The following is a 20613-nucleotide window of genomic DNA, read 5'->3' as shown; positions in this document are numbered from 1 at the left end:
GCAATATAAAGTATGTTAAAACTGGGCGTAAATAAGCCCAGTTTTAGTGCAAGGAAAGTCTACTTTATTCTAGGTCTTCATAAGCTAGTTGACCTATCCTATTCTTCAAGCAGTATATGCTCAAATTGTTCACGCAACTCTTTTTTTAGTATTTTTCCTGTGCCATTAAGAGGGATAGATTGTACAAAAATGACTTTGTCTGGGATTTGCCACTTTGCTACCTTTTTAGCGTAGTACTCAAGAATCTCAGCCTCTGTTAATTGACTTTCTGCGTGTTTAACTGCAATTAGTATAGGGCGTTCATCCCATTTGGGATGTTTGGCTGCTATTACGGCAGCCATACTAATGTCATTAGTAAAATCAAGTGCAATATTTTCCAGTTCGACTGATGAAATCCATTCTCCACCAGACTTAATTAAATCCTTTGCGCGATCACTGATCCTTAAATAACCATCCATATCAACGGTGGCAATATCACCCGTGTCAAACCAACCATCAATAGTCAGTGCAGATTGGTCCTTACCAAAGTAGGAATCAATGATCCAGTGTCCTTTAATTTGTAGATTTCCCGTTTGTTTTCCATCTGATGGAATCGTATTTGTTCCTTGTTCTTGATCACATAATCTTAGGCTGACACCGAATGGTGGACGACCTTGTGATAGACGAACATAGGTTTGCTCCTCTTGTGAAAGACCTAAATGTTTAGTTTTTAATTGGGCTGCGGTACCTAAGGGACTGGTTTCTGTCATTCCCCAAGCATGTATAGTGTCACAATTGTAAACATCTTTAAAAGTATGGATCATTGAAGCAGGGCAGGCTGAACCTCCAACGACATTGCGCTTCATACTGCTTAACTGACTGCCCATATTTTTAGCTGCGGTGAGTAGACCTTGCCAAATTGTTGGTACACCTAATGCAATACTTACTTGGTATTGATCAATTAAATTCACTAAACTAGTACCATCAAGCCCTGGTCCTGGAAGTACTAAGGTACTGCCAACCATCGCCGCAGCATAAGGTGTGCCCCATGCATTGACATGGAACATTGGTACTACAGGCATCATTACATCTTTGGCTGATAATCCCATTGAGTCTGGTAGAGCAATAGCCATGCTATGTAAAGCAGTTGAACGATGACTATATAATGCACCTTTTGGATTACCTGTAGTTCCAGATGTGTAGCATAGTGAGCTTGCTGTGGTTTCATCAAAGATTGGCCAGTTAAATTCCGAATTTTGTTTAGTGACAAGTACATCATAAAACTGTGCTTCAGGCAGTGCCTCAATAACATCTGTATCATAGTCACTTAGACAAATAAAATGTTCTACCAGTGGAATGTGTGCTTTAACTGCAACGATTAATGGTAAGAAGGTTTTATCAAATAAAATAACGCGATCTTGAGCATCATTAATAATAAAAATAAGTTGTTCAGGAAATAGACGTGGATTAATTGTATGGCAAATCATTTGATTGCCAGAAATTGCATACCAAGCTTCAAGATGACGATGATTATTCCATGCAATTGTTGCAATGCGATGATGTGCTTGTAGACCAAGACTATTTAATGCCTTAGCGAATCGTTTCGCATTATTTGCAACTTCTGACCATGTGGTATGCGTCATCGATAAATCAGTATTTTTTGAAATAACAGCAGTATCACCATGATACTGTGCAGCATGTTCAATAAAGCTACTAATAAGTAGCGGTTGAAACATCATACGTCCTTGCATAACTTATCCTTATTTTAGTGGGTGGTATTAATAAAGTTTCTCACTATGAGATGGAATATAGCCTAAAAATAGCTAAAGGAAAAACTTAAGTTTTTACTGATCAGTAATATTCCAAAAACTTAATCTTATTAAAACTATCATTAACTCAGCGCATCGGATTTGTAAGCTAAAATAAAAATTGTAAAAAGTGCTCTACTTGTCTTGCACAATTTATTAATTATGTTAAAAGTAATTTGATGTCATTCATTTGTCATTAATGTTTCAAGAAGCACATGATTTGCTTTGTTGGTGAGAGTGAGGGAAAAGGAGTTACTCTATATGTTTCGAAAACTTAGAAAACTATTTTGCTTACATACTTATGAGTATGAGATTGGTAAAAATAATCAACTGATTAAAGAGTGTCGTAAGTGTGGTATTTTGCACCAATAGTTGTCATACGGTGATTAGCACCTAGATTGGGATTATTTTTAAAATCAATTACAATATGGGTGCTTTGAAACTTATAAATTATTCTGTCATTTAGTCGTTGATTAAAATAAATTACATACGTCTTTCGAATTTGAAGATAAATGGACCACACTATTTAGTTTTAATATTACCTATCAGTATAATATCAGTAAGATTCTATTTGGATTTAAGTCATATAAAATGGTGAAGGATTTTAAAGCGCTCAGTTATATTGTGGATGAAAATTTAGCAGATACTTTGCATTGGTTAAGTGAACATCAAGATTGTTTTGATGCATTACATTATGACGTTGCTCGTGAAGAGCTTTCTGTCGAGCATGCAAATGGTATTGATATCATTCGTGTTGGACATTACTTGAACGCAACATATGGTATTTTATTAACCTCATAATCAGTTGGTAAAAAAGCCCGAGTAAATCGGGCTTTTAAATAGCTTGAATGTGATTTATTTATACAGCCATTGCATCTACAGATAACTCGCGGACACTTGCTTTTGCTTTTTCGGCAACTAGCCCAAGTTTGTTAAATAATTGTTTATCTCTCCCTTCACCAGCGTTAGGAGTGGTTAGCAATTTTTCACCAGAAAATAATGAGTTTGCTCCAGCCATAAATGCAAGTGCTTGGTCTGAGTCAGATAATGATTCACGACCTGCTGAAAGGCGAATATAACTATGCGGCATAATGATACGAGCAACAGCAATCGTACGAATCCACTCAACAACATCAAGTTTTTCCACATCTGCCAATGGTGTACCTTCAATTGGAACTAGCATATTGATTGGCACAGATTCAGGATGGATTGGCAATGTTGAAAGTTCAAGTAAAAGTCCAATACGATCTTCTCGGGTTTCACCTAAACCGACAATGCCGCCACTACATACTTTCATCCCAGCTTGGCGGACATGATCTAAGGTATTAAGTCGGTCATCAAATGTGCGTGTGCTAATAATATGAGAATAATATTCACGTGATGTATCAAGGTTATGATTATAGTAATCAAGGCCTGCATCTTTGAGTCGTTCAGCTTGAGATTGATTGAGCATACCTAATGTCATACAGGTTTCCAAACCAAGCGCTTTTACTTCGCTGACCATTTCAAGCACATATGGCATATCTCTTTCGTGCGGATTACGCCAAGCTGCTCCCATACAGAAACGTGAGGAACCTGAAGCAAGTGCTTCTTTAGCTTCTTGAATAACTTTGTCAACAGCAATACGTTTTTCTGCTTCTAATTTTGAGTCATAACGGGCAGATTGAGAGCAGTATTTACAATCTTCAGGACATTTACCTGTCTTAATTGAGAGTAGGGTACTGACCTGAATGGTGTTTGCATCAAAATACTCACGGTGCACGCTTTGGGCTTTGAAAACCAAATCTAAAAATGGTTGTTCATAAAGTGCTTGTATTTCGTCACGAGTCCAATCATTGCGTACTTGCATGTTTTATCCATTATATTTAAAACTAAAACTTTATTGATCATACATGAAATATGCCGAGTGAAAAGGGTAAAAAATTTCAAAATTTAGTGTCAATTCGTTTTTTGATTTTTAATCAATCAACTGGTGTTACTTCAATTTAATTTTGGTTTGTTGCTCTTGTAATGCCCAGTCTATATGGGGTTGTACGACCTGATCATGTATGTCACGTTTTTGCATTAATGCCTGTATGATTTCTATAGAATAAGGTGCATTTCCTAAACCTATGGCGATATTGCGCATGAAACTTTGATATCCAGTACGACGAATCGGGCTGCCTTCTGTTCGAGATAGGAATGTTTCTTCATCCCATTGCCAAAGTTCGAGCAAAGTAACTTGATCTAGATTATGTCTAGGATGAAAATCATCAATTGTTGTAATTTGTGCATAACGATTCCATGGGCAAATTAATTGACAGTCGTCACAACCAAATACGCGATTACCAATCGCACTGCGATACTCAATTGGAATAATACCTTTATACTCAATGGTTAGATAAGCAATACATTTTCGAGCATCTAGCATATAAGGCTCAACGATAGCTTGGGTTGGGCAGATGTCCATGCAGGCTTGGCAAGAACCACAGTGTTTCGTAGTTGGTGTATCAAAAGGCAATTCTAGTGAAGTAAATAATTCGCCTAAAACAAAAAAAGAACCTGATTTTTTGTTAATGAGTAAGGTATGTTTACCAGTCCAACCCATACCAGCATTTTCCGCTAGGGCTTTTTCAAAAATGGGTGCAGAATCTGCGAAAGGGCGCGACTCAAATTCACCGACTTTTTCTCGTATTTTGGTTGCAAGTATTTTTAATCGGCCACGCATCACTTTATGATAATCACGACCACGCGCATAACGTGCAATAATGCCAAGGTTGGGTATATTGGGTACAGAGCGTGGCGTAGGGCGTGTGACCAAATAATCCATGCGTACACAAATAATACTTTTTGTACCTGGAACCAATAGTGTGGGATCTGCACGTTTATCTAAATTTTCTTTTAAATAATCCATGTCGGCATGATACCCACGTTTGAGGTATTCTTTGAAACGCTCAAGCTCAGCTTGTGTATCTGGCTGGGCAATTACACAATCAGAAAAACCTAATAATCGGGCTTGCTCAAAAATCCAATTTTTTAACTGCTGTGGGGAGAGTGTTTCTTGTAAAACAATTTGTTGGGATGATGAGCGAGAGGACATAGAGCAAGGGGAAGAAAATGAGTGCTAAATTTTGAAGGAGTTTAGCATAATTGATGTAGGACTTACATCATGCCTAACTTAAGAGTATGTGGCGCAGTGAATTGCACTTTGTAAAGGGATTATTTTTTCTGTTGCTGTTTAAGTAATAAATAATTGGGTATTGCCATTTTTGCTTTTTCTCGTAGTTTCATCTTTATATAAAATACAAGTGCAAAGCAAGTAGTTGCAATGGTTAAGAATAAACTATTCATATAACTAACAAGAGAGCTAATATAGCCTATAGTCGTTAAGCGGTTCATCATTTTTACAACTTGAGGGCTGCTTTCTATACCCGTAATTGCCCAACTACATAGATGTTCACAGTTATTGATAATCAGATGATAATTATTTTCATGCATACGAGTACGCATTCGTTTTACAACGATACGACCTTTATATTTAGGTTGATGATAATTTCGTATAGAGATGGCACGTCGATTGGCAAATTTTTCTAGTGATGTAATTTCAATAGGTTGTTTTTTGAAAAAATGTGCAAGGCCTGAATAATGGATAACTCGACCCTTGCCTGCATATATGCCATGGTGACTATAACCAAAACTTTTTACAATTAAGTGTGCGCCGAGCGGATATTTCTTTGCTGTCTTTTCCATAATGGCTCTAATCCAATACTATCTATCCATTTACAGTGAAACTCGCAGTTCATTATACATATAATTTTGCTATGCTGGTGTCAAATAATTCACAGTTTTGTTTCGGTATTTTGCGATCAAACTAGTTTTAAAACACTTAAGCTTTATCTGAGGCAATATTAGTAATGAAATTATTTAGACTACTTTCATTTGTGCTTTCTAGCGTGCTAGGGACAGCGTGTAGTCAATCTCAAGCACAATATACTTGGGTGGATTTACCTACAGTAAATATGGATATTGTGCTTATTGATCAATTAAAAAATTTACAATTGTTTTTAAATGATGCACAGCATCGGCCTTATCATAATTTTAAATCGTTAGAGAAAAATCTGGGCTCTTGTAAAACATTACAATTTGCAATGAATGCAGGAATGTATCACGCTAATTATCAACCTGTAGGATTATATATTGAGCAGGGGCAAGGCTACACGCCCTTGAATTATGACAACGGGGCAGGTAACTTTTTCATGCAGCCTAATGGTGTTTTTGCATGGAATGAACAAAATGCAGTGATTAAAACAACAGCAGATTATGCCTCAACAAATTTTGTAGCCAATTATGCAACTCAATCTGGACCAATGTTAGTTATTAATGGGCAAATTAATCCACAGTTTTTAAAAGATTCAAAGTCATTAAAAATAAGAAATGGAGTTGGTGTAAAAAACAACCAAGTCTATTTTGTGATTAGCCGAACCCCAGTAAGTTTTTATGAGTTCGCTAAAGTGTTTAAGGAAGATTTGGCGATTGATCAAGCACTCTATTTAGATGGTTCTATTTCAAGTATTTACTTACCTACACAAAATTTATACCTTCAACGTGCTAAGTTGGGTCCAATTGTGGCGTTATTGGCAGATGAGCAATGTCATGCAGAATTGAACTAAAAAGAGCAAAACTTTTAAATGGATATATCATTTAAATCCAAAGCTAAACATCAAGAAAATCACCCTTTAATTGCAGTATAGCGACCTTTAAAAGGGTGATTATGATTTAAATACATTCAGATTTTTCTTTTATCGAGTTGCTGAGCAACATAATCACCTGTTGCTTGTACAAACATAACCAGTACAACAAGCACAACAATTACGGTGAGCATGATTTGCATATCAAAACGTTGATAACCATATCGGTAAGCAATATCACCTAAGCCTCCTGCACCAATTGCTCCAGCGATTGCAGAGGAGTTAATCATAGTTACTAAGGTCACTGTAAAACCGGCAACAATACCTGGTAGCGCTTCTGGCAATAGCACATGCCAAATAATTTGTTTTCGATTACAACCAATTGCTTGCGCAGCTTCGATTAATCCTTGATCGACCTCACGCAAACTTACTTCTGCAATGCGTGCAAAAAATGGTGTCGCTGCAAGTGTTAGTGGGACAACTGCTGCCCAAACACCGTAGCTGGTTCCAACAATCCAGCGAGTGATTGGAATTAAGGCAACCATTAAAATTAAAAAAGGAATAGAACGCGTGACATTGACGAACCAACCTAAACTATTTTGAATGCTCTTTGATGGATAAATACCATGTTCAGATGTACTGACTAAAAGCACCGCAATAGGAAGGCCAATAAAGAAAGCAACAAAAGCTGAAACACCGACCATCATTAAAGTATCTAGTGTACCAGTGAGTAATAAATCAATGAGTTGGGAGCTGTGCATAACCAAGTACCTCGAGTTGAGTGATGTGAGGGTGTTGCTGTAGGCCCAGTTGAGTTAAATCGACGGGGGGGTTGACTGGAATCGTGAAGGTGAAATGACCAATAAGATGATTCTGAATGACCTCAACATGACTTTGGTAGAGATGTACTGCTCCATTAAACTGATCAAATAAGCTCTTGATATCGAGTGAAGTTGAAACTAAAGCTGCATAACTGAGCTTCAACAAGGCATGACTGTGTATGGTTTGATAAGTGCCCTCAAATTGCAGTGGAAGTGTGAGCTGTTCTAGCTTGAGTAGTTCTTGCGTAATATGTTGTTGTGGTGCAGAAAAAACAGACCAAACTTCTCCAGATTCAACAATCTCCCCTTGATCAATCACAACTACTTGCTCACATAGATCACGAATGACTTGCATTTCATGGGTAATGAGTACAATGGTGATTCCTAATTGTTGATTAATTTTTTTTAAAAGTGCGAGTACAACTGATGTACTTTCAGGATCAAGAGCTGAGGTTGCCTCATCACAAAGTAATATCTCAGGATGGTGTACTAAAGCACGTGCAATTCCTACACGTTGTTTTTGCCCACCAGAGAGTTGTGAAGGATAATTTTGAGCCTTGTCAGCTAAGCCTACAAGCTGTAAGACTTCGGTGACACGGGCCTGTATTTCAGCTTTTGGATAGGCTGCTACTTTTAAAGGTAGGGCTACATTTTCATAGACCGTTTTTGCTGACATGAGGTTGAAATGTTGAAAAATCATCCCTATTTTTTGTCTCAATTGAATGAGGTCAGCATGTTTGAGCTGAGTAAGCTCTTGATGATGAATCTGAATACTTCCAGTATTAATATCTTCTAATCCATTGATAGTACGTAGTAGTGAGGATTTTCCTGCACCACTTTTACCAATAATGCCCAAGATTTTGCCTTGAGGAATATCCAAATGAATATTCTTGAGTGCATGAACTGTTGTACCTTGTACATCATAATATTTATTTAACTGACGAATTTGGATATGGGGTAGGGCAAAATCTACCTGAGCGCCAAAACTGACCATAATGTTCTCCTTATTTCCAGCCTTCAAACCACATGTTTTTGCCAAAATCACGATCTAGAATGGCTTTTACTTTTGCCGAGTTTTGAAATACATGTACAAAGGTTGCAAGCTTTTGATCTGTGTCTTGATAGTCTTTACGTGTCACAAATAAAATGGCGTATTTCTTATCGGTTGGGTCTAAAAATAATGCACTGTGCGGATCGGCTTTTTTTGCCATCTTTAAATAATGTGGAAAGCCAAAAATTAGCTCTGCATCATCAATTGCTCGTGCTGTTTGTGGACCTTCAACTTCAATAAAGCGTAATTGTTTAGGATTAGAACGAATATCCTGTAAAGTAGACAGCTCATTGTTTATATCTTTAAGTTGAATCAGCCCAGCTCGATGTAACAAAATCAGAGCACGTGCCAAATTGACAGGATCACTTGGAATGACGACACGGGCTTTTTCTGGAAGATCGGTTAATGTTTTATATTTTTTAGAATATAAGCCAACATGACTGCCACTACCAATTGCAAAGCTGTGCAGATCAAAACCAGTTTGTTTAATCGCATTGTTTAGAAATACACGTTGCTGGAAAAAGTTCGCATCAATGTCACCATTTTGAACAGCAATGTTAGGTGCTTGCCAATCAGAGAATTCAATCAGTTCAACATTGATGCCCTGTGTTTTAACTTCATCTGCGACACTTTGTAACAGCTCGGCATAAGGTGGACTAATACCAATTTTAAGTGTCTGTTTCTGTTCATGATGATTTGCACCACGGTATAACACCACGCCAGCAATGAGCGTAATGATAGCGATAAGAATGAGAATAAAACCAAGAGCGTTTATACGTGTTTTAGACATGATCTGGCCCTATTTCCAACCTGGAAACCATAGTTTGGCGCCAAAATCTTTATCTAAGGCTTGCTTCACTTTTTCCGAGTTTTGATAAATATCTACAAATTTTTGAAGCTTCCCACCTTGGTCTTTATAGTCATCCCGTACTGCAAATATGATTGCAAAACGTTTATCGGTATTAGAATCAAAAAGGAGTGCTTTTTCTGGATCAGCAGTTTTCGCTAAGCGTAAATAATGTGGATAACCAAAAGCTAAATCTGCATCATCAATTGCTCGTGCTGTTTGTGGTCCTTCAACTTCAATAAATTGTAATTGCTTAGGATTACTTGCTATATCACTTAAACTAGACAAGAAATTATCAGGTTGTTTTAGGGTGATTAATTGAGCTTGTTGTAAGAGTTGTAGAGCACGACCTTGATTAACAGGGTCATTAGGAATGACCACTTTTGCATGTTGAGGCAGAGCTGAAATCGTTTGATATTTTTTAGAATACAAACCAACATGTGTGGCTGCACCTAATGCAAATGCCTTGATTTTAAAGTCAGTTTCTTTTTTGACATTGTCAAGAAAAGGCTGATGCTGAAAAAAATTGGCATCAATATCACCATGATTTAGGGTGATATTTGGAGTGTTCCAGTCAGAAAATTCAATTAATTTAACATGTAGCCCTTGTTGTCTTGCTTCATCTGCTGCAACTTGGAGTGGTTGAGCAAAAGAAGGGCTAACCCCAATAACCAATTCATCTGGTGAAGAATCTTTTTGTTTATGCCAAATAACAAAGCCCACAATCAAGATGGCAATAATTACCCCAATGACCGTAAATTTGGTTTTAGTCGAATGCGCCATATGCACCTCAATAATTTAATTAATATTTCAATAGCTTATTTTTGTATTGCGTCATTACTTTCGTTTGGTAATGACGCATTGATTTACTGTGGTGTACATCGGAACTGTTGTACTGGGTGTAGCGTAGAGAGGTGATCACCTTGCTGAAACAATTTATGTCTTAGGCTGCCAGGTGTATATGTTGTTTTATATCGGCCTCGTTGTTGGAGTTCTGGAATCACTAGACGAATAAAATCTTGATGTGATTCTGGGGTCACAGTTCGAGTGAGATTAAAACCATCAATCCCAGTGTGGTCTAAAAACTGAATTAATTGCTCTGCAACATGAGAAGGGCTACCAACAAATACAGGATATCGTCCACCTAATTGATGCTGTGCTTTGAGATCTTGGGGAGTAATACGTTGCTGTTTAAATTTATTATTCACTGAAACAATACTATTACTCTGTTTATATGGAATAGCCTCATCATCTGCGAATTGAGAAAGGTCTAAACCAATTGAACTGGAGAAATGTGCTAATCCAGCTTCAGGGCTGGCATAGCGTATATATTCTGAAAATTTTTCCTGTGCTTGCTGGTCGGTTTCAGCCGTGACTACACTAATACCCACAAATAGCTTGATTGATTCAGGATCACGTCCCTGTGTTTTGATCAGTTTACGGATGGTTTCTACTTGGGCTTTAACTTTATCAGGGTGATCTGCACCAATAAACATTGCTTCTGCATGTTGAGTTGCAAAGGCTAAACCACGCGCTGAGGCGCCAGCCTGATAAAGGACAGGAGTACGTTGTATAGATGGGGCAACTTGGAACACACCTTGGCTTTGGTAAAATTTTCCTTGATGCTGAATCTGATGTACTTTACTTGGGTCACTAAAGATTCGGTTGATCTTGTCTTTTTGAACGGCATCATTTTCCCAAGAGCCTTCCCAAAATTTATAGCAAAGCTCAAGAAACTCATTGGCCTGTTCATAGCGAAGGTCATGATCTTTTAGTCCTTGTTGGCCAATCAAACGCTCTGCACTATCTAGATAACCAGTAACAATATTCCAGCCTATTCTCCCCTGAGTGAGATGGTCTAAACTGGCGAACCGCCGTGCAAATTGATAAGGTGACTCATAGCTTAAATTGACTGTGATACCAAAACCTAAATGTTCTGTGACAGCAGCCATGGCTGAAACAAGTGTACTTGGATCGTGACTGGGTAATTGAATGGATTCTTTTAGTGTGAGATCTATGTTTTGCTGATAAACATCATAAACACCCGTAATATCTGCAATAAATAAACCGTCAAATAAACCCTCTTCAAGTAATTTAGCTAAATCAGTCCAATAGCTGAGTTCATTAAAACGATGTGACTCATCACGAGGGTGTGTCCATAAACCATGATTAATATGTCCAGCACTGTTCATATCAAAGGCATTGAGTAAAATGTGTTTGGCCGTTGTAGGAGAGTGAACCGTCATTACAAAGTTCCTCGGCGTGGTGGTTTAACACCATTTAGTAAATGGTTGGCAATAAAATAATATTTCCAACGTGAAGCATCATGTAGGGTGTGAACACGCGCATTGCGCCAGAAGCGATCAAGACCATCTTCACGTTGGCTGCCACGGCTTCCAGCAAGTTCAATTAACTTTGAGGAAACTTTTAATGCCGTTTCTGTACTGTGGGCGCGAACTTTAGCCACGTCTAGAGAAGCTTGAGCAATATTTTCCGCTGTTGGATGAGGTTTGGCTGCATCAATACTTCGCGCGGCTTGCTTGAGTAATACTTCACTGGCACGTACATCTGCAATTATGCGACCCAATTCGTATTGAGTCAGGGGGTCATGGCAAGCATGTTCTACACCTGAGTCTATCCAAGGACGAGCCTGACGAATACGAAGTAAGGTCTCTTCAAAAGCTGCACGTGCAATACCTGTTTCAATTGCGGCATGCATGATTTGTGCAAATGGGCCAACCAAGGTTGGTTGACTAAATGCTGTATCAAAAGCAATCACATCTTCTGCTGCAACTTTGACTTGGTGAAATTTGACAGTGCCGCTTCCAGTTGTACGCTGGCCAAAGCCAGACCAATCATCAATGAGTTCTAAGCCTTGACTATCTCGTGGAATAAATGCAAGAAACTCACGTTGTTGTTGATTTTTTACTAATGTTGGAATGCGATGTGCAAATAGACTACCTGTGCAATAGAATTTTTCACCGTTGACCTCATAGCCATGTGGAGTTTGATCAATACGACTGTATTTTTCTGCAGCATTTTGAGTGTTAAATTCGGCGAGTGCATTACCAAATCGTGCACCTTTAAGGACTTCGGCATATAGTTTTTGTTTTTGTACATCGCTAGCAGTATTTCTGAGTACTTCGAGTGCATAAAAATGATTTTGAGGTATTTGACCAATTGATCCATCAACACCGCTCATTAAAGCAATAATTTGTGCAACCGTATAGCTAGATACATCAGCTCCACCAAATGCCTTCGGCACAGTAATGGCCCAAAGTCCAGACTGACTATAAGCCTCAATTTCTGCAAAGGGTAAGATACGTTGTGCGTCACGTTTAACTGCATTTTTTTTAAATTGTTGAGCCAGTTGTTGGGCAATACTTAAAGCCTCAGCATCAGATTGAATCACATGTGCTGGAGTTGAAAGTTGAGGTTTAAAAGTAACGATATTTTGAAAAGATGACATATAAATTCCTCAAATCCAGGCATGGCGGGCAGGTAATGTGTTATTTAGGAAGTAATTTCCTAAGGCGTGCAGTTTCCAGCGGATAGGATCATGTAAGGTATGAACACGTGCATTGCGCCAATGTTGATCTAAATTGTGGCTACTTAAACTCGATCGGCTACCACCGAGTTCAAGTAATTTTTCAGAAATATGTAATGCTGCATCGTTGGCATAGACTTTGGCTTGTGCAACTAGAATTGAGGCTTGAGCTGCTTGTTGTTCGCTAATATGGTCTAATTGATCAAGTTCATCTAAATATTCAGCTGCTTCATCTAACAGTAAAATTGCAGCATCGAGTAGAACAACGGATTTTCCAACTTCTTGTAAGGTGTAGAGCTCATCGCTGGCTTTTTCAACTTGTGCATCTATAATCGGGCGAGCTTTTTGTACAGCAGTGATTGTATCTGCTAAAGCTGCTTCAGCAATGCCAACATCAATTGCAACCTGTAAGAGCTGGGAAAAAGCCCCACGATACGTAGGCTGCGCGGTAAGTTTACGTTCATCAAAAATGAGAAAAGGATCAACTTCAACCTGATCGAGTTTAACTGTTCCACTTGATGTGGTTCTTTGTCCAAAGCCATTCCAATTATCAATGATATTAACTCCTTGTGCCTCGCGAGGAATAAGGACAAGTACTACATGCCCCAGAGGGTGTAGGGCTTTAATCGCAAGCCAGTGAGCAAAACTACTTCCTGTAGAATAAAATTTTTCACCATTTACAAAATAACGGTCATTCTCAATATGCAGGGTTGTTGCTAGTGTTGTTGTATCCTTGGTATGTCGTTCTGGACCGCCATTGGCTATGCGCTTACCATTAAGTATTTCCGTATAAATAAATTTTTTTTGTTCTTGGTTGGCAATTAAGTCGATGACATAGAGTAAAGAGATCTGATTCTGTGGAATTTGTCCCACACTTGAGTCTGCTTTATTAAGTATACGAAAGACATGCGCTAGTGTTTTGTTAGAGACAAATGCGCCAGAAAATTGTTTAGGAATGCGTAATCCCCCTAAACCTGTTTGACTGAATAAATCAATTTCCGCAAAAGGTAAGCGCCGATTTTGGTCACGTTCATTTCTACCTTTTAAAGAAAAATCTGCAACTTGATGTGCAGCTCGTATTGCATCCAAATCATTTTCAATAATATGAATAGGCGGAGATTTTAAATAAGACATAATATTACCCACAAAAGACTTTATTTATCTTATGGATGTTATTTTTTGATATAAAATAAAGTATTCATAAAAGCTTAGCATTAATTTTAAATATGGGACTTAATTTTCATAAATGTAGCTATAGTTGTTTTTTATATATCTTTTTTAAATAAAAACATTTTACAAATAAAATTTATTTGATTTTTTAAAGAAAATGATGTTTGGTTGAAGATTTAATTTATTGATTTTAAATGTTTAAATTATTTATATAAAACTTTTTTGAAAATTTTTCTCTTTTTTTAAATTTTATTTTCAATAATTTTTATTTGTTTTTTCTTTAAAAGTTAAAATATTAAATTTTCTGTTTATATTAAAAAAATATATTAAAATTAATTTTTCTTTATTTTTGTTATAATATTTTTTATATTAAATTTTTAGCTAAATTTAAATGTTTATGAGATAAGTAATACTCATATGATTTATTTGTTGTTGTGCCAGTAAAATATTTCATTTGCTGCATAATTGCTTATATGCTTGGGAATTGAATTTTATTTTTTATATCCTACGTGGATGCCACTTATTTTGCTTTGACTCTATTATTAAAAGTATTAATATTAAACGATAATCATTATCAGATGTGAGCGATGACAATTTCAACTTGGCAAACAGCAATGTATTTTCCTCATCTACATATTTCCCAAGGAAAGTTACTACAAAACTCAGCTCTAGAAACAGAGGAACAGGAAGTGGAAGGGCTCAAATTGGTGGTTATTTTGAGCGGAGAAGTTTCTTATCAAACTGAATTTTCAGAAAAAGCGAAATTAGTTGGGCCTTGTTATCATTTATTGCGAGCAAATCAACAGCTGAGTATCCAGCATGAATATGGTTCGTGTGAGCCAATTCAGTTTATATCCTTGCGTTTACCAATGGATCATAATGCTGAATTTTTAACGGAAATGGTCGACCCTGTTTTTCCGCAAATGCCTAAGTTGCATGTATGTGATCATCAGGTAAATCATCAAATTTTAAAGCTTAGTCAATATATATCGACTTTCAACCCACAAGATCCTCTCAACCAATTGATTCTTCCAGTAAAGGCGGTGGAACTTCTAACGGAATGTCTTAAGCATCAAGCACAATATCAAACTAAAGTGCAATTGAGCCCGCAAGTGATCCAACAGTTATATGAGGTAAAGCATATACTGCAACAGAATCTACAAAATGCACCGAATTTAAGACAACTTGCCATACAGGTTGGCTTAAATCCGAATAAACTTTCATGGTCTTTCCAGCAATTTTTTCAACAAAGTGTTTATGAGTATTTAACTGAGTTACGGATGAAACTAGCCTATGAGTTATTGGTCGGTACACATATTCCCGTGAATGAGGTGGCTTTTCGCTGTGGCTATACTGATTCACATTTTACCAAAGTGTGTAAACGACACTTAGGTTTTAATCCACTACAACTTAGACGCCAGCATTGAATTGATATTTTTTCGCTAAAATATCTGTTGAATTCACCAAAATATTAACGCCAGAGTTTCTAAAATTAATAAAAATGATTCTCGTTCAAATTTTGGTTTATGTTATGGCGTATTTGATGAAGGTAAAGATTCGGCGTTCAGCCTTGGTGTTGAGCCTAGGGGCGCTGAGTGGTTTTGTGCATTCAACTGCATTTGCTGATGATGCTATTGTTCTAGATGTGATTCGTCTTGAAGCTCAAGCTGATCCTACAGCACCGAGTTTGGGGAAACTCGGTCAATCCAATAAAGATGTGGCTCAGGCTTTAACTGTGATCTCAGAACAAGAGATGAAGCAAAGAAACTTACAAAGTTTAGATGATGTATTACAAGCAGCAGGAGGAATTACGACACAGCCTTATCAACTCCTTACGACTGCATATTATACCCGTGGTTTTAAAATTGATTCCTTTAGTCAAAATGGTGTGCCGGTGTTGATGGGTAATATGGCTGCAGCACCACAAGAAATGTCAATTTACGAACAGGTTGAAGTATTAAGAGGGGCAAATGGGCTCCTGCAAGGAACTGGGAATCCAGCAGCAACAGTCAATTTAGTTCCAAAACGTCCTCAAGATCATTTCACTGGATCAGCATCATTGGGTTATGGCAGTTGGAATCATATAAATGCTGGTCTTGATGTCAGTGTGCCTTTAAGTAAAGATGGGCGGGTACGTTCAAGGTTTGTTGCGAGTGCTTATGATAAAGACTTTTTCTATGACACATCAAAGCAGCGATCTGAAAATTATTATGGTGTCATCGATTTCGATTTAACAGACCAAGCAACACTTTATGCAGGCGTGCATGAACAAAAAATACGTGGTGGCTCCAATATGTCAGGTGTGCCATTTTATGCGAATGGGCAGGATGCTCATTTACCTAGACGCACATATTTAGATGCTGATTGGGATCGTTTTGACTGGAATAATACACGCATTTTTAGTGGTCTAGATTATCGATTTGAAAATGGCTGGTTTGCTAATGTGCAATATAATCATTTTCAAGGTAAATCATATTTAGACTATGCAGGGGCAAGCGGTAAACTCGATCCGATCAGTCATAAAGGTTTAAAACTCACTGGGGGATCTTATCAATTTGATCAGAAACAGGACAGTGTGGATGCCTATGTAAAGGGTGATATTCACTTGTTTGACCGTGATCATGAATTATTATTAGGGGCGCAATATCAGAAAATTACCTCTGAACAATTTACAGCCAGTGTCTTTGGATTAGATAAAAATATTGAAGTTGATCCTTGGCACTGGGAGCCATCAAGTGTAGCACGACCTATTATGGACCAATACCTATCACGTGGTCCTGATGTCACCGAACAAACAGGTTATTATGCTACTGGTCGCTTTTCAGTATCTGATCAAATTAAATTTATTTTAGGTGGACGTCTGAGTAATTGGAAAAACACCGCGAATAATAAAACCATTCAGTTGAATAACGAATTTACCCCATATACCGGTCTAGTTTGGACATTAAATCCAAACTGGAATGCTTATGTTAGTTATGCTGAAATTTTCCAACCTCAAAAACAAAAAGATGTGAATGGTCAGTTGCTTGATCCTATACGAGGGAGCAACGTTGAAACAGGATTAAAAGCAGATTTATTAGATGATCGTCTTCATTTCAATGCAGCAATTTATCAAATTATTCAAGAAGACCGAGCACAGGAAGATCCTGAACACCCTTGCGCTTCGCAACTCGATGGTTTTTGCTATATTGCCGATGGTAAAGTGCGTAGCCGTGGCTTTGAATTGGAAGCAAAGGGACAGCTCACAGAGGCAGTTTCTCTAACTGCAAGTTATAGTCAAAATTACACAAAATATTTACGCGATGCAAAGTCAGAAGGTCAATCATTTAGCCGATTTGCTCCCAAACATATGTTTAATCTTTGGGTAAATTATGTGCCAGCTATTGGGGCGGAAAAACTGAATCTTGCTTTAGGATTGCGTGCACAAAGTGCTTTTAGTGTGACGTCAGGTGAAGTAACACTAAATCAAGGTGGTTACAGTATTGTGGATAGCAAATTGGGTTATCAAATCAGTCCGAATATAGAGGCTTCTGTCTTTGTCAAAAATCTATTTGACCGCCGTTATTATCAAAGTTTATCGGGGGTGAACTGGAATAATCGGTATGGCGAGCCACGTTCAGCCATGTTGATGGTGAATACACGATTCTAAATACTGAGTATCTCATTTAAGTACAGTACTTAAAGAGAGATACCTGTCTTCAATGCTATTAAATTTGAACAAGCCAATAGCCAAATTCGCTGTAATTGGGTCATGCAGATTGTTGTAGGACACCAGTTGTCTTGTTCAGATGCCATATTTAGAGGCAATCACTTATGTCAAATCAAGCGTTTCAAGCTTTTAAGATGCAGGCTCATCTTATCGGACTACATGTGGAAAATTTTAATACCACAATTGAGTCGATACAGAATAAGGGACGTAGCGATGCAGATTGGATTATTGCGATTAAAGATTTTGAAAACACACACGCACTGCATGGGCATTATTGGGAGAAACATCCAAAGGGTGATGAGACTTTATTACTCCTGTCTGGAAAAATTGTACTGAGTTATTGCGATGAATCTTTTCAGAATGTGAAAAGTATAGTGCTACAGGCTGGTGAAGTCTTAGTTGTGGCAAAAGATACTTGGCATCGCCTTGAAGTTCATCATCCAGGCCAGTTGATGTTTTTTACTCCAGCACAGGGCAGTAAAATTGTAAAAGTGCAGGAGCAATATGATGTTTAATCTTGCAAAAATGCGACTGTGGTTGATGATTACATTGTTGTATATCTCACAAGGCTTGCCACTTGGATTAGCTATGGATGCATTACCCAGTATTTTAAAAAACCAAGGAGCATCCTTACAGAGTTTAGTCTTTTTACCCTTAGTTGGTTTGCCTTGGATTCTAAAGTTTCTTTGGGCACCCATTGTCGATAATTACAAGCTCCCCCATTTTGGCCGACGTCGAAGCTGGCTTGTACCTATGCAAGCTTTGGTGCTTATTACCTTAATATTGGTGTGGTGGTTGGGCATCGAACAGCAACATGCGCCTTATATCTTATTATTCATGTTCATTGCTTCTATGGCGAGTGCAACTCAAGATATTGCGACAGATGGTTTAGCCGCAGAGTTGTTTACTGGGAAAGATTTAGTACGTGCCAACATGATTCAAGTGGGGGGGACGATGGTCGGATTTTTTCTAGGCGGTGCTGGTGTAATGATTTTGAGTGGCTACTTAGGTCTACAGTATGGTGTTTTATTACCTCTGGTAATCGTGTTGAGTAGCTTGATGTTGTTATGGTGTTGGCAAGAACCAGCAGAGAATGTTGTAAATAATAATCAGATGTTACAGGAACAGCGTACTGCAAGTATAAAACACTTCATTAAACGTCAAGGTTCAATTGCTTTATTGGCAATGGCTTTTTTGTCTTCATTGGCTATGGTTTCAGGTTTTGGGCTAGGAAAACTAGTGCTTATAGATCAAGCATGGAGCATACAAAGCGTTGGACAATTGGGGATGTATGGTGGAGTTGTAACAATTTTACTTGGCTGCGGTGGTGGTGCATGGTTGATTCAACATTTTGGTACTGGGAAAATCTTCATTTTAGGTTTAGCGATGACAATCTGTTCCGCTACAATTTGGATTATGCTCACTCAGATGAGCCAAATTAGTTTTACTTATGCACTTATGGCAACAATTTTTGGCTGTTTTGGATCTGGTGCGGCATCCGTTGCACTGATGACTCGGGCTATGCGTTTTGCTCAACAAGGCACGCAAGCTGGAACAGATATGACAGCAATACAAAGTGCACGTGATTTGGGTGAAATGAGTATGTCATCTTCCCTAATCGCAATTGCTGCAATAGTCGGTTATAGCATCAGTTTTGCATTGGGAATTATCGCTGCGGTAGTGGTGATATTTTTATTATTGAGAAATCTAAAAATAGCACAGGCTTGATTTTAAGCGGTTAGACTGCGGTTTTAATGAACCGCAGTGAATAATTTTTAAGAGCGTACACTATAGCTAGATTTGTACATGCTTCTAGATGTATTAACCCGTTACAGTAGTTTTTCAATTCGAACGCGCTGTAGACTATCGGAAGGTAACAATTCAAGCAAACGATATATCGCATCTACTTGTTCTGGAATACGGCCAACCAATTTTAAGAGCGGATCAATATCTTGCATTTGATAAATCAGATGACTTAGGCGAGCATCAAAGCATTCTCTCCAAGTACTTAAAATAGGGCTCTCTGATTTAACTAAAAAACTTCCTTTATAAAGTGAAAACGTACTGGCGAGAAAGCCTGCATCTAGCGATCTTTCTGCACTAAGGAAATCACATTGTACTTCACATGATAGTTTATAAGGACGAGACATGATGCAGTCTGGTAGGAGTGTTCTCAGTTGAGACAGTTCGGCTTTTAATGTTTTTTCACTGACATTACGATCACCATACAGAGCGGCATGTAATTCATTTAATGCAATCCCTTCAGGCTTTATTGCAAGTATTGATAAAATCTCAATTTGTCGATGTGTCAGAGGGAGTATTTGTTGGTTAAACAATACTTGAGGTGTACCGAGTGCTTTGATATAGAGCACATTTTTTTGTTCAAATTGAATTGCTTCTTTGAGCAACTCTGCGCAGCGTTCAACAGCTAACACACCCAATGATGTATGTTTTTTATATTTAGTTGATAAATTAATAATGCCATGAAATTGTCCAGATACAGGGTCAACAATGGGGGCTGCATAACAAACCCAGTCACGCACGCTTTGCATTTGATTTTCGTGAGAATATACACAGCTGGAGACATGGTTGTTCAGTGCAAGCCCAATAGCATTGGTGCCTACAGCTTGCGTTGACCAATGCCCACCTTCAACAAAATGTGCTTGCTCCGCAGAAGAAAGCATTTGTTGACTACTCCATGTCCAAAGCAGCGTACCTTGATGGTCTGTGATACCAATCGCCATTCCTGCATCTTTTGCAATTTTAAGAAGTTCTCGTTGATGATGCCGTAAAGAACGCCGAAATAAGGAAGGCTGTTCCTCTTGAGGTAGCTTTAACAACGGAGCCGCTTGAACCGATTCTAAATTGACAAAATGCGTTGTTTGTAAAGACTGAGCTGGTATTGCTAAACGATTGCATAGATTCATATCATATTCCTTTATGATCAAACGATATCTAAAAGCAGCTAGGCCGATAATGGTTATACTTTGTACTGGATCAATATTTTCTATTAT

The 20613-nt window shown here is 37.9% G+C and carries 18 protein-coding genes; 6 read left to right on the top strand and 12 right to left on the bottom strand.

Annotation, left to right across the window (positions count from 1 at the left end; all coding sequences use genetic code 11):
• Window positions 1-98: 98 nt before the first annotated feature.
• Entirely contained in the window at window positions 99-1730 is a 1632-nt protein-coding gene (locus RFH42_RS05490) for a long-chain-fatty-acid--CoA ligase (protein WP_308974580.1), read from the bottom strand.
• A 648-nt stretch (window positions 1731-2378) separates the two neighbouring features.
• Between RFH42_RS05490 and RFH42_RS05485 the strand changes: the two genes are divergently transcribed.
• Window positions 2379-2588 (top strand): hypothetical protein, encoded by a 210-nt coding sequence (locus RFH42_RS05485; protein WP_308974579.1) that lies wholly within the window; start codon window positions 2379-2381, stop codon window positions 2586-2588.
• A gap of 58 nt (window positions 2589-2646) precedes the next feature.
• Here the strand turns inward: RFH42_RS05485 and bioB are convergent, their stop codons facing one another.
• The 3 genes from bioB to RFH42_RS05470 all read right to left on the bottom strand — a co-directional run bounded on the left by bioB (window position 2647) and on the right by RFH42_RS05470 (window position 5516).
• Window positions 2647-3636, bottom strand: a complete 990-nt coding sequence (gene bioB / locus RFH42_RS05480) for a biotin synthase BioB (protein ID WP_308974578.1) — start codon at window positions 3634-3636, stop codon at window positions 2647-2649.
• A gap of 126 nt (window positions 3637-3762) precedes the next feature.
• Window positions 3763-4866, bottom strand: coding sequence for a tRNA epoxyqueuosine(34) reductase QueG (gene queG / locus RFH42_RS05475; protein ID WP_308974577.1), 1104 nt, complete (start codon window positions 4864-4866; stop codon window positions 3763-3765).
• Between the two features lie 119 nt (window positions 4867-4985).
• The gene (locus RFH42_RS05470) at window positions 4986-5516 is read right to left on the bottom strand and encodes a lecithin retinol acyltransferase family protein (RefSeq protein ID WP_308974576.1); all 531 of its coding nucleotides are present in this window, start codon (window positions 5514-5516) and stop codon (window positions 4986-4988) included.
• Window positions 5517-5680: 164 nt separating this feature from the next.
• On the opposite strand from RFH42_RS05470, the gene RFH42_RS05465 reads away from it, so the two are divergent.
• A complete protein-coding gene (locus tag RFH42_RS05465) occupies window positions 5681-6436 on the top strand; it encodes a phosphodiester glycosidase family protein (protein WP_308974575.1) in 756 nt (251 codons plus the stop codon).
• A gap of 116 nt (window positions 6437-6552) precedes the next feature.
• On the opposite strand, the gene RFH42_RS05460 is transcribed toward RFH42_RS05465, so the two are convergent.
• The 7 genes from RFH42_RS05460 to RFH42_RS05430 all read right to left on the bottom strand — a co-directional run bounded on the left by RFH42_RS05460 (window position 6553) and on the right by RFH42_RS05430 (window position 13854).
• Window positions 6553-7215, bottom strand: a complete 663-nt coding sequence (locus RFH42_RS05460; protein ID WP_308974574.1) for a methionine ABC transporter permease — start codon at window positions 7213-7215, stop codon at window positions 6553-6555.
• The gene (locus RFH42_RS05455) at window positions 7193-8269 is read right to left on the bottom strand and encodes a methionine ABC transporter ATP-binding protein (RefSeq protein WP_308974573.1); all 1077 of its coding nucleotides are present in this window, start codon (window positions 8267-8269) and stop codon (window positions 7193-7195) included. Before RFH42_RS05455 ends, RFH42_RS05460 begins: the two co-directional genes overlap by 23 nt.
• Window positions 8270-8279: 10 nt before the next feature.
• Window positions 8280-9116: a MetQ/NlpA family ABC transporter substrate-binding protein gene (locus RFH42_RS05450; RefSeq protein ID WP_308974572.1), complete on the bottom strand. Its 837-nt coding sequence runs from the start codon at window positions 9114-9116 to the stop codon at window positions 8280-8282.
• A 9-nt stretch (window positions 9117-9125) separates the two neighbouring features.
• The gene (locus RFH42_RS05445; RefSeq protein WP_308974571.1) at window positions 9126-9956 is read right to left on the bottom strand and encodes a MetQ/NlpA family ABC transporter substrate-binding protein; all 831 of its coding nucleotides are present in this window, start codon (window positions 9954-9956) and stop codon (window positions 9126-9128) included.
• An 83-nt stretch (window positions 9957-10039) separates the two neighbouring features.
• A complete protein-coding gene (locus tag RFH42_RS05440) occupies window positions 10040-11419 on the bottom strand; it encodes an LLM class flavin-dependent oxidoreductase (RefSeq protein WP_308974570.1) in 1380 nt (459 codons plus the stop codon).
• Window positions 11419-12642, bottom strand: coding sequence for an SfnB family sulfur acquisition oxidoreductase (locus RFH42_RS05435; RefSeq protein WP_308974569.1), 1224 nt, complete (start codon window positions 12640-12642; stop codon window positions 11419-11421). The genes RFH42_RS05440 and RFH42_RS05435 overlap by 1 nt, the downstream gene beginning before the upstream one ends.
• A 9-nt stretch (window positions 12643-12651) precedes the next feature.
• Window positions 12652-13854, bottom strand: coding sequence for an SfnB family sulfur acquisition oxidoreductase (locus RFH42_RS05430; protein WP_308974568.1), 1203 nt, complete (start codon window positions 13852-13854; stop codon window positions 12652-12654).
• A gap of 623 nt (window positions 13855-14477) precedes the next feature.
• Here RFH42_RS05430 and RFH42_RS05425 point away from each other — a divergent pair.
• From RFH42_RS05425 to RFH42_RS05410, 4 genes are all read left to right on the top strand, one after another.
• Complete coding sequence (locus tag RFH42_RS05425) at window positions 14478-15317, top strand: helix-turn-helix domain-containing protein (protein ID WP_308974567.1); 840 nt, start codon at window positions 14478-14480, stop codon at window positions 15315-15317.
• A 116-nt stretch (window positions 15318-15433) separates the two neighbouring features.
• Entirely contained in the window at window positions 15434-17539 is a 2106-nt protein-coding gene (locus tag RFH42_RS05420; RefSeq protein ID WP_308974566.1) for a TonB-dependent siderophore receptor, read from the top strand.
• Window positions 17540-17703: 164 nt separating this feature from the next.
• The gene (locus RFH42_RS05415) at window positions 17704-18114 is read left to right on the top strand and encodes a hypothetical protein (RefSeq protein ID WP_308974565.1); all 411 of its coding nucleotides are present in this window, start codon (window positions 17704-17706) and stop codon (window positions 18112-18114) included.
• Window positions 18104-19327, top strand: coding sequence for an MFS transporter (locus RFH42_RS05410; RefSeq protein WP_308974564.1), 1224 nt, complete (start codon window positions 18104-18106; stop codon window positions 19325-19327). The genes RFH42_RS05415 and RFH42_RS05410 overlap by 11 nt, the downstream gene beginning before the upstream one ends.
• 101 nt (window positions 19328-19428) lie before the next feature.
• On the opposite strand, the gene RFH42_RS05405 is transcribed toward RFH42_RS05410, so the two are convergent.
• Window positions 19429-20526, bottom strand: coding sequence for a transcriptional regulator (locus RFH42_RS05405; RefSeq protein WP_308974563.1), 1098 nt, complete (start codon window positions 20524-20526; stop codon window positions 19429-19431).
• Between the last annotated feature and the right edge of the window lie 87 nt (window positions 20527-20613).

This window comes from Acinetobacter rudis, assembly GCF_031157835.1.
In the GTDB taxonomy this organism is placed as follows: domain Bacteria; phylum Pseudomonadota; class Gammaproteobacteria; order Pseudomonadales; family Moraxellaceae; genus Acinetobacter; species Acinetobacter rudis_A.
Note: the sequence above shows the minus strand (reverse complement) of the source record. Positions and strands in the feature narration are given on the sequence as shown.